The following is a 14030-nucleotide window of genomic DNA, read 5'->3' as shown; positions in this document are numbered from 1 at the left end:
TTAGTTTCCAAATACGCGAAGAACTTCTTTAATTACTGACTCTTGATTGGCCTTACTTGATTTTCCGAGTATCTCAATTCCATTCTCTGTTTCTCTAAAATAAACGCGCGCTCCATCCCTGGCGCGCGCTTCGGACAAGCCGGAGCCGATTGGCTTGGTTCCAATTCCTGGATTTGTATTCCCCTTGCGAAGTTGCTCCATCAGGCGATCCAAGCTTTCCTGATGAGATTTTCCGGCAACATCTGCCTCCTTCACCAGCCGTGGCGACTCTTTGATTCGCGAGCTAACTGCCTTTGTGGCGAGTTCACATTTACAAGTGTTGTGAACAAGCGTTCGACTCTCCCCCGCGAAGTACGTATGGAAATCCGCGACCGTCAAGTTATAGGTGAGTTCCGCGCGCCCTAAGTCCTCGATACCCAGCACCCTCGCGGCCGCATTCTCAAACGTGGCGATCTTCATCCCGCGCTTGAGATGCAGCGATTCGACCCAGCCAGCTCCCTCCACCCAGTAGGGATGGTTGTCCGTGACCTCGGTCGTCGTCACGCGGCCGGACTCCTCGACCAGTGACAGGCGATAGAGCGGACGTCCTTCGTTCAGGATCACCGCGACCACTGGTTTGAGCGCCGTTCTTCCCGTCGCTTCATCCCATGACTGCACGCGAGTGCCGACCGTGATCTGTTCGATCGGAACGAGCCCAGTCTCAGCCAACACCGGCGTTCCTGGAGCGAAGCAGCAGCATCCCTTCAACACTGAAGTCGCCGCCTTGGCGCCCTTGATCTCCCGGGCCGCCATCAACGCTGTCTTCGCCAGGCCAGCGTCCGAGAAGACGCCAATCGCGGCGGCGCTCAGCCCGATCAGCGCGCCCGTGGTGTCACCCTCCATGTAAGAGACGGCCGCGTCGGCCACGGCGAAGGCGGAGCCAACCACCGGCATGAATGAACCAGCAGTCAATGCTGCATGAAGCCAGAACGCCTGACTCGCGCCCGATCCGCCTCCCAACATGGCCCTGTTGCCCGTTCCCGGTCCTGCATTCCCTCCTCGGACGAAGTCGAAGTTGTGGGTGAGCGCAACGCCGCCGTCGCCTTTCGATGACGATGACGCGTCTATGCCAGCCGTTGAGCCCGCCGTATTGCGTTTGCCGTAGACGTAGACGGTCGGCAACACCTTCACTTCTCCGCCGCTGGACTTCTCCTGCTCCGCCTTCTGTTCAGTTGGAGATTCAGCCTCGCGATTGGCCAACGTCTCCCGGGGATCGTCCGGCGTCAACCCGGTCGGGTCGACATACACCATCGCGTTGTTCAGAACGTAGCTATACCGGTTGAACGCCTGGAGGTTCTCCGGCCGAGGGATCGTCGGGTCGGCGCTCACGTGCCGCCCGATGATCGGGTCGTACAGGCGCGCATTCATGTGCACCAGCCCCAGCTGGTCCAGTTGCTCGTGCCCCGTGTAGCCCGAGTTGTCCTGGTCGTTCTTGATCGTCCCGAGCGCGCTCCAGCTGTCGTCGCTGCCGTCGACATTCCTTCGACGGCCCCACGCGTCGTAGCTCATCCGCTGAAGCAGTTGCCCCGCTTCGTTGACGACACCGATGACCGAGCCCAGGTGGTCCTTGAGATAGAACCGGGCAGTGCGTGCCCCCGCCGTCTCCGGATCAATGGAGGTCCCCGCGATGCGTTCCTCGATGTAGCCATCGCCGCCCAGACTGGTCCGGATGATGGTCACGCCCTTCTCGACATCGATCTCCTTCTCGACCGCGCCGGCGTAGACGACCGTGTTGACCATCGCCTGCGGCTGGCCTCCGCTCATCGTGCGGACGACTTGTTTGACTCGCTCGTGCTCGGGCCCGTAGACGAACTCGGTGCGTTGCACCGCCTGCCCGCCTGAGAGCTTGTCGATCGTGAGCGGCTGGTCCGCGGCGCTCCAGGTGTAGGCCCGATTCAAGCCGTTGACCAGGTTCCCGCTGGCGTCATAGCTGAACCCGGGGTTCACCAGTCCGGCCACGTTGCCGGTGATGCTCGTCACCGCATGGGGACGCACCGCGCCGTATCCCGAAGCGGGATAGGCATACGTGCCCACGTTCGCCTTGCTCGTGATGTTCCCGAGTGCGTCATAGGTGAAGCTGCGCGTCTCGCTGCCGATGTAGCTCGTCTTGAGCCGGTTGAGTTCGTCGTACTCGAAGGACTCCTGAAGCAGCGAGCCGACGCCGTTCAGTTGAGCCCGGTAGGCGACGTTGCCCAGCACGTCGTACTGGTAGACGTCGTTCTGCAGCGTCCCGTCCGCCGATCCGGAGGTCGTCGACGCACCGCTGACGACGCTCTCGAGCCGGCCCGTGTTCGCGTTGTAGCCATGCACCACCAACGCGCCGGATCCGAACTGCTGCCGCGTGTCTCGCCCCTCCGCATCGATGGCCAGCCCTTGCCACACCAACGTGTCGGTGCCATCGCTGCGGCGATAGGTCTTGTCGGCATACCCCTGCGCGTTGAACGTGCCGACGATGGCCGTCGTCACACCGCCGGACGTGGCGCCTCGCGCCCGTCGTGTATGGCTTTGCACGCTGGGACGCCCGAAGCCGTCGTAGGTGACCTGCGTGATGTAGTCCCAATCGAGACTCGCGGTCATCGTGCTGGGCCGGCTGATTGCGTCGTAGGTCACGACGCGACGGACGTCCTTCGCGCCGTTGACCCAGGTGTAGCTCTCGGCGAGCTTGCCCACGCCCTTGGCCGCCGTGTCGTATTCCCAACGCGAGTCCAGGTCCGCTTCCAGCCGCCGCACCATGCGTCCGAGCTCGTCGAACGTGAACGTCGTTTCCTGCCCCTTGGCGTCGCGTTGCTTCCAGATCTGGCCCAAGGGGTCGACCGAGTACGACATGGCGCCGAGGTCCGGATCGTTCAGCGAGGTCTTGCGCCCCAGCGCGTCATATCCGACGGAAATCTGATTCCCGAGCGGATCGCGCGTGCGCGTCGGGTTGCCGAATCCGTCGTAGAGGTAGGTCGTCGTGCTGTTCAACGCGTCGGTGACCGCCTTGAGCAGGCCCAGCCCGTTGCGCTCCTCGACGCGCTGTTGCCCCTTGGCGTTGACCATCGAGAGCAGCCGACCGTCGTAGGCGTAGGTCGTCTCCGCGTACCCGCTGCCATCCGCGGCCGGCGATCGGATCTTGCTCACGCGTCCGAGATCGTCTCGCTCGTAGTACGTCCATACCGGCAACGTTCCTTCGAAGCGGGGCCGCGCGACCGAGGCCGTGTAGCCCTGGGCGGAGAAGGCCGTCTCGGCGATGACCGCCGTGCCGTCGAAGCCCCAGGTGCGGCTCTTCACCACCCGGCCCAGCCGGTCGATGAAGTCTTCCTTGGGGACTGCCGTCTGGTTCTGCGACGTGGTCCCGAAGCCCACCCACTGCTGGGAAATGGCGACCATCGCCGCCCATCCGCAGCCGCTGACGCATTGCCGGTAAGTCCAGGTCGTGGACGTGCCGTCGGCGCGAGACTCGCTGGTCTTTCGACCCCACCCGTCGTATTGCCAGCTCGCCGTGAGCTGGTTGGGATCGACCATGCTCAGCATGGCGCCGGTCGCGGCGTCGTAGCTGCTGGTCACGGTGTGCGACTTCGCATTGGTCTGCGACACCGGGAAACGCCCCTTGGCGTCGAAGCCGGTTCGCTCCACTACGAGGCTCTGCGCCGTCCCCGTCACCGGGTCCAGCCACTTCACCGTCTTCGCGCTCACCAGGCCGAAGTCCACGCCAGACACCGGATCGCGCGTGAACTCGGTGACCTGCCGCAATGCCGGGTCGTTCGGTTGCAAGGTCTCGCGGATCAGTTGCCCATAGGCGTCGTACTCGTAGCTGACCGAACGCGTGACCGTCGTGCTCTGCGCCATCGCGGTGCCCGCCCCACCCAGCGCGCTCAAGCCGGCCAGCGCCAGCGCCGCCGCCAGCGGACGCATCCCTCCCAGGACCGCCATCGGATGCTTCATCTTGTCGATCTCCATGGTCGGCTCCTTACTGGCACAGCGTCGTGCGCTGCACGTTGGCCGACATCGACACGACGACTTGCGACGTGCCGCCATTGATCTTCATCTGCGCCGCGCGCACGCCGTGGGTCGTGCACTGCGTGTTCATCGCCCAGGTCACCGTGCAGCTCTGGTCGATGTCCAGCGCCTGGCCCGAGGTGCAGCTCGACTGCGCCGCGACCACCGAGTAGTTGCCCATGCCGATCGAGCCGCCGGTGTAGGCGAGTGTCCAGCTGAGCGTCGTCGGGGCGAGGCCGGAGTTCGTGATCGTCATCGACTTGGTCGGCGAGCCGCCCGTCAACGTGCCCCAGTCCATCGTCATCGGCGAGGCGGTGAGCGTGGTGCCGTTCGAGTACACGCGCAGGTAGTAGCCGGTGCCAACGCCGGTGCCGCTGTTGAGCGGAGTCACCGACATGGCGCCGCTGTACAGGCCCGGCGTGGAAGACGTGGTCACCACCACCGCGCCGCAGTTGCCGCTGTTGCCGGCGCAGAACGAGGGGCCGCCGATCGAAGTGCCGTTGCCCGTGGCGTAGGCGACCGACGTGCCTGTCTGGCCGTCGTTGGCCAAGTTGCAAGTCAGCGTCTGCACCGCGGTCGACGGCGATGTCGGCGAGCAGCCGGCGAAGCGCAGCGCTGGCGGCGTGAACACCACCAGCGAGTACCCCGCAGACGCGCCGCTGCCGCCGTTGGACGGCGAAGCAACCAGCGTCCCCGTGTAGGTGCCGGGACTTGCGATGGTGGTCACCGTCACGACGCCGCAGTTCGACGACCCCGCCGAGCACGTCGTGGGGCCACCGGCGCCCACACCGGCGCCCGCGCCATAGCTGACGCCGGTGGCCGTCGTTTGACCGCTGTTGATCAGCGTGCAGGTGAAATGGGCGACCGCGTTCGATGGCGCGGAGGCGACGCAATTTGTTAGTCCCAGCGCCGGTGGCGTGTAGACAGCCAGCGAGTACCCCGCCGATGCGCCACTGCCACCGTTGCCCGGTGTCGCCGTGAGCGTGCCGCCGTAGTTGCCGGCGCTGCCCGAGGTCGTGAGCGTGACCGCGCCGCAGTTGCCGGTATTGGCTGCGCAACTTGCGGGGCCGCCCGCCGATGCACCTGCGCCCGTACCGTAGCCAATGCCGCTCGCCGCCGTCTGGCCGCTGTTGCCGAGCGTGCAGCTCATCGTCGCGGCCGCGGTCGTCGGCGACGAGCTCGCGCAGCCCGCCAGCGTCAGCGCGGGCGGCGTGTAGACCGTCAGCGCATAACCCGCCGACGCGCCGCTGCCGGTGCTCGGCGTGGCCGTCAGCGTGCCGTTGTAGCCACCGGGTGACCCGGAGGTCGTCACGGTGACCGTGCCGCAGTTGGCCGTGTTCGCCGCGCAGGTCGCGGGGCCGTTGGCCGAGGCGCCCGCCCCAGTGGCATAGACGATGCCGCTCGCGGCCGTCTGTCCCGTGTTGCCCAGCGTGCAACTCATCGTCGCCGCCGAGGCCGAGGGCGACGAACTGCTGCATCCGGTCAGCGTTAGCGCCGACGAGGTGTAGACGGTCAGCGAGTAACTCGCCGACGCGGCATTGCCCCCTGACCCTGGCGTCGCGGTCACCGTGCCGCCATAGACACCGGGGACGCCCGAGGTCGTTGCCGTCACGGTCCCGCAGTCGCCCGAGCCCGCCGCGCACGACGAAGGGCCGCTCACCGTCACGCCGTTGCCGGCCGTGTAGGTGATGCCATTCGCCGCGGTCTGCCCGCCGTTGGAAAGCCGGCAGCTCATCGTCGCGGCCTGGATGGTCGGCGCGGAGCTGCTGCAGCTGGACAGCGCCAGCACAGGCGGCGTGGTCACCGTCAGCGCATAGCCCGCCGACGCGCCGCCACCCCCGTTGGCGGGCGTCACCGTCAGCGCGCCGTTGTAGGTGCCGGGCGACGCAGACGTCGTCACCATGACGGCGCCGCAGTTGGCGGAATTGCCCGCGCAACTCGCCGGGCCGCTCGCGGTCGTGCCAGTGCCGCTTGCGTAGCTGAGGCCGCTGCCGGCATCGGGCCCGCTGTTCGCGAGCGTGCAAGTGAAGGTGGCTGCCGCGTTGGTCGGCGCGGACGAGGCACATGAGACCAACGACAGCATGCTGGCCGCCGCATACGGCTGCACCGCCGTCTTGGTCACCGACGTGTTGGCCGGCAGGCCGATCAGCCACGCGGTCGTGTCGTTGAGATAGCTCGTCTGCGTGCGCGTGGCGAAGGAAGCGCCGTCCGAGGTGCTCACCGTCTCGGTCACATCGGTCACGTTGCAGTAGGCATCGATTCCGCCGGAGGCCACGCTCGACGACGTGGTCGAGATCGCCGCCCCGTTCAAGTCGCGCGTCTGCAATGTCGCCGACGTCGGATACGGGCACACCGAGCCCGCCGCCATCGCGACACTGCCATAGCTCATCGAGGCCAGGCTCAGCACCGTGCCGTTGGTCTGCGTCGAGCGCGTCTCCAGCGGCATGCCGATCGTCGGGAAGTCCTGGCTGACGGTGATCTGGGTCGTGATGCCCTTGGTGCGGTCGATGACGCGGCGCTTCTCGAAACCCAGCCCGCCTCGGCCGCTGAGATCGGTGCGCGCGGCCTCGTACTGGTAGTCGCTCGTCAGCCACCCGCCAACACCGTTGCCGACCTGGAGCGACGACACCAGCGGCGTGCCCGCGCCGACGACATTGCGTTTCGGATACGAGACGGCACTGCCCGCCGTGTAGACCGTGGGGTCGCTCTGTCGCTTGTAGACGAAACGCGCCGATTGGCCGAGCCCGTTGCTCACCGTGTCGAGCAGGTCCGCGAAGCCGACATTGCTGGACAGACTCACCCGCCAATAGCCGGACGTGCTGGACGTCATGTAGTAGGCCGCGGCGTCCATGCGGCCATCGCCGTCGAAATCGCCGACATAGCTCTGGAGCACCTGACCCGTCGGGTTCCCGCCACTGCCACTACCCGGTGGACGCTGCGCACAACTCAACGCGTACTGGTCCGCGTTGTTGGCGCCATAAGCGACAAGCTTGAGTTGGCAGATCTGGCCGCCAGCGACCACGTCGGGCTGGCCGTCACCATCGAGGTCTCGAACCATGGCAACGGGACCGGTCGCGGTGCCGGCACCGGTCAACGGCAGGCAGCTGAGGAGCTTCGTGCCATCGCTCCGGCAGATTTCCATGCGCGCCGAATGGGTGTCATCGGCGATGTACCCGTTCACGACATCGCTCAAGCTCCCATAAGGATCCCCGGTCACGTCCGTGAAGCGGGTGTCGCCCGGGCTCAGAACGCCATCCAGCATCACCTGCCCGGTGGAACTGGCGGAGAAGCTGACGAAGCCGGTGTCGGTCGGCCGGATGCCGCCCCATCCCCCTTTGGGGAACACCATCTTGTCCTTCTGGATGCCGGCGTAATAAATGATGTCCGTCTTGCCGTCGCCGTCGATGTCGCCGGCCATCTGCCCGGTCTGCATCGCCTTGAACGACTCTTCGGACGACAGCTTCCAGTAGTACATGAACAGGTAGGAGCCGGGATAGGTCTGGCAGGTGCCGCCCTGGAACCCTGCCCCTGTGGACCAGCACATCCGCTCGTTGTCGCCGTTCGCGCCGGCGATGGCGATGTCGTCACGGCCGTCGCCGTTGAAGTCCCCCACCAATGCGCCGCCGACGACGCCGTCCCCGTAATAGTTGCTGGCGCCGTAGCCGGCCCAGGCGCTGCAATTGAATCCAGTGCCGGTGGACAGGCACACCGTCCAATTGCCAGGCGCGTCGACCTTCGGATACGTTGCGACATCCAGCTTGCCGTCGCCATTGAAGTCGCCGAAGACGACCTCGCGGGTCAACGCCGTCGACGATCCCCAATTGCTGCAGTTGAAGCCGGTTCCCGTGGACAGGCAGACCTGCCAGTAGGTGCCGTCGCCCCGGAACAGGTCGGCCTTGCCGTCCCCGTTGAAATCACCCATGGCGACCTGGTTCTTCACCTGCTGCGGCTTCTCGCCGTCCCTGGCCAGAGTCGTGATCCAGACCGGGGGCCCGCCCCAGTCCCCGCTGCCGTCCGCGGCGCCCGCGCTGACGCCCGACACCGTCCAGGTGAACGTCGTCGGCGGAAGGCACGACCCGGCGCCATCGCAGTCGGTGATCCTGTCGACAAGGCTGCGCCCACTCGTCGCATTGGTCGTGTAGGCGATGCGGATCTCGCGCGCCAGGGTGCCGCCGTTGCCGTCGGCATCGGTGCCCACGTAGGCCCGCAACGCCGTCAGCCGCTTGGAATTGGTCAGCCGGCTGCCCGCCACGAAGGCGAGTTGCAGATCGGGCCGATCCTCGTAGATGAAGCGGATCGCGTTGTAGGGCGCGATGTTGCCCCCGCCGCCGCCCTGGTCGACGTGCCCGGTGTAGAGCACGCGCTCCGGATAGCTCTCGCCTTGCGTCGCGGTGTTGACCTCGCTGTAACGGACGTCGTAGTAGTTGCCCCGCCGATCCATCGCGCGCGACAACGACCAGCTCAGCACCGGCTTGCCGGTCCCCTGCGCCTCGGTCGTGGCGTCGGCGGTCCGGCCATAGGTCAGGATGAGGCCCGCCTTGCTGCGCACCTCGAAGTAGTCGGGCCCCTTGGCCGGGTCGCTGCCAAAGGACTGCACCTTGTTCTGCGCGTCGAGTTGCGTCCGGTACTCCGCCGTGGCGCCATGGGTGCCGCTGCCGGGCACCATGAGCAAGCGCTGGCCATCGAGGCAGAACTGGTCCTCGGGCGTCAGCGTGATGCCGCGCCGCACGCCGTCCTGAACGATCGTCTTCGGGCAACGGCCGATCTGCGACAAGCCGCTGACCCGCCAGCCGATGCCCATGGAGGCCATGCCCACGTGGCTCGAATAGGACAGCGACAGGCTGGGCACCATGCCTGCCGTGCCCGGCGGCGGCGTGAACGGAATGCTGTACGTGGCCGCGCCGCCCGCCGAGGTCGCCGCCTGGCCGGCCAGCGTTCCCGCGATGGCGCCGGACAGGTTGGGGGGCTGAATGGTGACCGCGGTCTGCGCCCACACGGCGAGGGTGGCAGCAGCCAGTGACGCCAGCCCGACCCGGGCGGACCAGCGCGCGAGCGTGGCGACCGTGCGGCCGATCTGCTCCTTGCCAGGAGAAACCAGGGCGGATGCGCGCACTTCCCGCGCCACGTGATGTTCGTTCTTCAAAGCGGACGGCTCCCGAGCGCCCGCTCCTGGCGAAGCCGCCCACGGACGCACGCGCGCGCCCCGGACGCGCGCGGCGTCCGGATCGGCGTGGATCCGGGTGGTCCCTCCCCTGCTGGAACGCTCTGCTTGTTGTCTTCTCTCGCCGGCCGCCGCGCACCATGGGCGCGCCCGAAGGCCCCGGCGGCGCGATGCTACGCCGCGCCCCCGGCCCGTCCCGATCGGGAGAATCCCTCGATCCCCACGCCACCCGCCCCGCCCTCCGGCCCCGGCGCCAGCCCCGCGCCTATCATCCCGACCCATGCCCGCTTCCCTCGACGGCCGCCTCGTGGTGGCCCTTTCCTCCCGCGCGCTGTTCGACTTCGAGGAAGAGAACCAGCTCTTCGAGAACAGCGACGACCGCGCCTACATGCGCCTGCAGCAGCAGCGCCTGGACGAACCCGCCAAGCCCGGCACCGCCTTCTCGCTGGTCCGGAAACTCCTGGCCTTCAACACCGCCGGCGACACGCCCCGCGTCGAGGTCGTCGTGCTCTCGCGCAACGACCCGATCTCCGGCATGCGCGTGTTCCGCTCCGCCCAGCATTACGGCCTGGGCATCGAGCGCGGCGTCTTCACCCGCGGCCAGAGCCCCTGGCGCTACCTGCGCCCGCTCAAGGCCCAGCTGTTCCTCTCCGCCAACGAGGAGGACGTGCGCTCCGCGCTCGCCGCCGGCGTCGCCGCGGCCCGCGTGTTCCCGCAGTCGGCCCGCGCCTCCGCCGCCTACCCCGACGAGCTGCGCATCGCCTTCGACGGCGACGCCGTGCTGTTCTCCGACGAGGCCGAGCAGATCTACCAGCGCGACGGCCTCGACGCCTTCCAGGCCCATGAGCGCGAACGCAAGCTCACCCCGCTGCCCGCCGGCCCCTTCAAGGACGTGCTGCACGCGCTGCAGCGCCTGCAGGCCGCGCCCGCCGCGCCGATGCGCCTGCGCACCGCCCTGGTCACCGCCCGCAGTGCCCCCGCCCACGAACGCGCCATCCGCACGCTGATGGACTGGGAGGTCGAGGTGGACGAGGCCATGTTCCTCGGCGGCCTGCCCAAGGGCGAGTTCCTGCGCGAGTTCGAGCCCGACTTCTTCTTCGACGACCAGCACGGCCACGTCCAGAACGCCGTCCCCCACGTGCCCGCCGGGCACGTGGCCATGGGGGTGACGAACCGCTGACCCCGATCGCGGCGCCAGAATCGCCGCCGCATGACTTCCGGCTGCCGTCCGGCCGGGTTCCCCCTTCACGCTCCGCCACCGGACTCCCACAAGGAAGACGCAATGCGCATCACCGTCCGCCGCCTGGCCATCGCCACGGCCTGCTCGCTGGCCACCCTGGCCATCGCCGCCGAAACCACCGGCTCCGCCACCGCGACCGCGACCGCCGCCGCCAGCGCGGGCAAGGCGCCCGCCGCCGGGAACGACACCGCCCCGATGCCCCGCGTCGTCGACCCGACGCAGAACTTCTACCGCATGCCCGCCGTGCGCGGCGACCGCGTCGTGTTCGTCGCCGAGGGCGACCTCTGGCAGGTCGCCGCCGCCGGCGGCACCGCCCAGCGCCTGACCACCCACGGCGGCGCCGAGACCTTCCCCGCCGTGTCGCCCGACGGCCGCTGGATCGCTTTCGTCGGCCAGCAGGAAACCACCGGCGACGTCTTCGTCATGCCCGCGGCCGGCGGCGTGCCGCGCCGCCTGACCTGGGACACCGCCGGGGTGCGCGTCTGGGGCATCACCGCCGACAACGAGGTGCTGTACTCCGGCGCCACCGAGCGCGGCGAACCCGGCACCCAGCTGCACCTGGTCAACCTCGTCACCGGCAAGCACCGCGCGCTGCCGGTCGGCCAGGCCAGCGACGGCGCGCTCAGCCCCGACGGCAAGACGCTCTACTTCACCCGCAACGGCCTGCGCGGCGACAACGCCCGCCAGTACCGCGGCGGCGCCCTCGCCCGGCTCTGGGTGATGGACCTGGCCGGCACCGCCGAAGCGAAACCGCTGTTCGCCGAAGGCGCCAACGACCGCCGCCCGATGCCCTACACCGACGCGTCCGGCACCGCCCGCGTCGCCTTCCTGTCCGACCGCGACGGCACCTTCAACCTGTGGTCGGTGAAGGCCGACGGCAGCGACCCGCGCCAGCACACCCGCCACAAGGGCTGGGACGTCCGCCACGCCAGCCTCGACGGCACGCAGGCGGTCTACGCGCTGGGCGCCGACCTCTACCGCGTCTCGCTCGACGGCACCGCCGCCGAACAGAAACTCGCCATCACGCTGGGCGGCGACTACGACCAGCAGCGCAAGCGCTGGGTCGGCCGCCCGCAGGACTTCCTCAGCGGCGTCTCGCTGTCGCCCAACGGCGAGCAGGTGGTGCTGACCGCCCGCGGCCGCCTGGCCACGCAGGGCGTGGGCCCGTTGCGCCGCGCCGAACTGCCCGTCCCGGCCGCCGCCGGCGACGCCGGCCGCTGCCGCGACGCCGCCTTCAGCGGCGACAGCCGCGAGGTCTTCGCGCTGTGCGACTACAGCGGCGAGGTGGAACTCTGGCGCTTCGCCGCCAACGGCGCCGGACAGCCCAAGCAGGTCACCGAAGGCGCCACCGCGATGCGCCGCAGCCTCGCGCCGTCGCCCGACGGCCGGTGGATCGCGCACACCGACAAGGAAGGCCGCCTCTTCCTCACCGACCTGAAACACCCCGCCCGCGCCACCGCGACCCGCGAGGTCGACCGCGACCAGCTGGGCGACGGCGCCGCCGCGCTCACCTGGTCGCCCGACGGCAAGGCCCTGGCCTTCGTCCGCGCCACCGACAACCCCTACCGCGAGCAGCTGATGCTGCTGACCGTGGCCGACGGCAAGGTCCACCAGCTCGGCAGCGACCGCTACGCCGCCACCGCGCCGGCCTTCAGCCCCGACGGCCAGTGGCTCTACTTCCTGTCGCGCCGCACCTTCAACGTGACCGGCAACCCCGGCCCCTGGGGCGACCGCAACATGGGCCCGTTCTTCGACAAGGGCTGGAAGATCTACGCGCTGGCGCTGCAGCCCGGGCTGCGTTTCCCCTTCGCCGCGCCCGACGAGCTCCAGGGCCTGAAGGCCAAGGAGGAAGCCGAGGTCCGCGAGCAGGAGAAGGACAAGCCCGACAACAAGGAATCCAAGCAGAAGGTCGAGGAGGCCAAGGCCGACGCGGCCAAGGAAGCCAAGCCCGCGGCCAAGGGCGGCAAGCCCGAGATCCAGATCCCCGGCCTGGCGCTGCGCCTGTATGAGGTGCCCGCCGCCGCCGGCAACTACGGCGCGCTGGCGGTCGACTCCAAGCGCCTGTACGTGCAGGAAGGCAACACGCTGCGCCAGCTGCCCATCGGCCCGCAGGAAACCAAGCTCGAGACCTTCGCCGACGGCGTCGCCGGCTGGGACCTGAGCGCCGACGGCAAGAAGCTCCTGATCCGCCGCACCGCGTCGGGCGGCGCCGCGCCCGAGATCCTCATCGTCGACGCCGGCCCGCGCCTGCCCGGCGAGCTCGACAAGTCGCGCGTGCGCTGGTCCGACTGGCAGATCGCCGTCGACCCGCGCGCCGAATGGCGCCAGATGTTCAACGACGCCTGGCGCATGCAGCGCGACTTCTTCTACGACAAGGACATGCACGGCGTCGACTGGGCCGCGATGCGCGCCAAGTACGCGCCGCTGGTGGACCGCGTCACCGAGCGCGGCGAACTCGCCGAGGTGATGGCGCAGATGGTCGGCGAGCTCAGCCTGCTGCACAGCCAGGTCGCGCCGGGCGAGCTCCGCAAGGGCGTCGAGGAACCCGGCTATGCCGGCCTGGGCGCGCGGCTGGAACCCGTCGCCAACGGCTGGAAGATCGCCCGCGTCTTCGCCGGCGACCCCGAGCTGCCGTCCGAGGCCGGCCCGCTCGCCGCGCCCGGCCTGAACATCGCCGTCGGCACCGTCATCACCCAGGTCAACGGCCGCCCGGCGACGGCCGTCCCCGACCTCAGCGAACTCATGCGCGGCCAGGCCGGCAAGCAGGTGCTGCTGCAGCTGCGCGAGGCCTCGGGCAAGGAACGCGCCGTCGTGGTGACCCCGGTCGACGTGCGCCGCGAAGGCCAGCTGCGCGTCAACGACTGGCGCTACGGCCGCGCCCGCGCCGTCGACACCGCCGGCGGCGGCAAGATCGGCTACCTGCACCTGCGCGCGATGACCCGCGACGACATCGGCGACTTCGTCCGCGAGTTCTACGCGCAGAGCGAGCGCGAGGGCCTGATCATCGACGTTCGCCACAACAACGGCGGCAACATCGACAGCTGGATCCTGCAGACGCTGCTGCGCCGCGCCTGGGCCTTCTGGCAACCGCGCTCGCCGTACGCGAGCAAGCCCTACCCCAACATGCAGCAGGTCTTCCGCGGCAAGGTTGTCGTGCTGGCCAACGAGGAAACCTACTCCGACGGAGAGACCTTCTCCGAAGGCTTCAAGCGCCTGGGCCTCGGGCCGGTCATCGGCACCACCACCTCGGGCGCGGGCGTGTGGCTGTCGGACCAGAACCGGCTGATGGACAACGGCCTGATGCGCGCGGCGGAGAACGGGCAGATCACCGTCGACGGCCAGTTCCTCGTCGAGGGCAAGGGCGTCACGCCCGACATCACCGTCGACAACCTGCCCCGGGCGACCGCCAATGGGCAGGACGCGCAGCTGGACGCGGCGATCGCGTGGCTCAAGGATGCGATCGCGAAGGACCCGATCAAGACACCGAAGCCGGGGCCCTATCTGCGGCCGATCAAGCAGTGACCGCGCGACAGTGAGCGCGGCCCATCACGGGGCATGAGGGCTCCCTCCAGGACCCTCACGCCCTGTTCCGGGCCCGGGACCGCTCGCTGA

General features: G+C 68.7%; 4 protein-coding genes. 2 read left to right on the top strand and 2 right to left on the bottom strand.

The genetic code is table 11. The features are described from left to right. A complete protein-coding gene (locus N5D62_RS06515) occupies window positions 1-3978 on the bottom strand; it encodes a polymorphic toxin-type HINT domain-containing protein (protein WP_279756843.1) in 3978 nt (1325 codons plus the stop codon). 10 nt (window positions 3979-3988) lie between these two features. Beyond that, window positions 3989-9160, bottom strand: a complete 5172-nt coding sequence (locus N5D62_RS06510; protein ID WP_279756842.1) for an FG-GAP-like repeat-containing protein — start codon at window positions 9158-9160, stop codon at window positions 3989-3991. Window positions 9161-9458: 298 nt separating this feature from the next. On the opposite strand from N5D62_RS06510, the gene N5D62_RS06505 reads away from it, so the two are divergent. Together N5D62_RS06505 and N5D62_RS06500 are read left to right on the top strand one after the other, a co-directional pair. Then, on the top strand, window positions 9459-10358 hold the full coding sequence (locus N5D62_RS06505; protein ID WP_279756841.1) for a 5'-nucleotidase: 900 nt from the start codon (window positions 9459-9461) through the stop codon (window positions 10356-10358). Window positions 10359-10460: 102 nt separating this feature from the next. Continuing rightward, window positions 10461-13940: a S41 family peptidase gene (locus N5D62_RS06500; RefSeq protein WP_279756840.1), complete on the top strand. Its 3480-nt coding sequence runs from the start codon at window positions 10461-10463 to the stop codon at window positions 13938-13940. Window positions 13941-14030 lie beyond the last annotated feature (90 nt).

The organism is Mitsuaria sp. GD03876 (genome assembly GCF_029840635.1).
In the GTDB taxonomy this organism is placed as follows: domain Bacteria; phylum Pseudomonadota; class Gammaproteobacteria; order Burkholderiales; family Burkholderiaceae_C; genus Roseateles.
This window is presented reverse-complemented; position numbering and strand designations above follow the sequence as displayed.

What these genes read in the sequence shown, in the direction of transcription:
- N5D62_RS06515 (WP_279756843.1), bottom strand. Translation starts at nt 3,978, where the DNA reads ATGGAGATCGACAAGATGAAGCATCCGATGGCGGTCCTGGGAGGGATG.
- N5D62_RS06500 (WP_279756840.1), top strand. Translation starts at nt 10,461, where the DNA reads ATGCGCATCACCGTCCGCCGCCTGGCCATCGCCACGGCCTGCTCGCTG.
- N5D62_RS06505 (WP_279756841.1), top strand. Translation starts at nt 9,459, where the DNA reads ATGCCCGCTTCCCTCGACGGCCGCCTCGTGGTGGCCCTTTCCTCCCGC.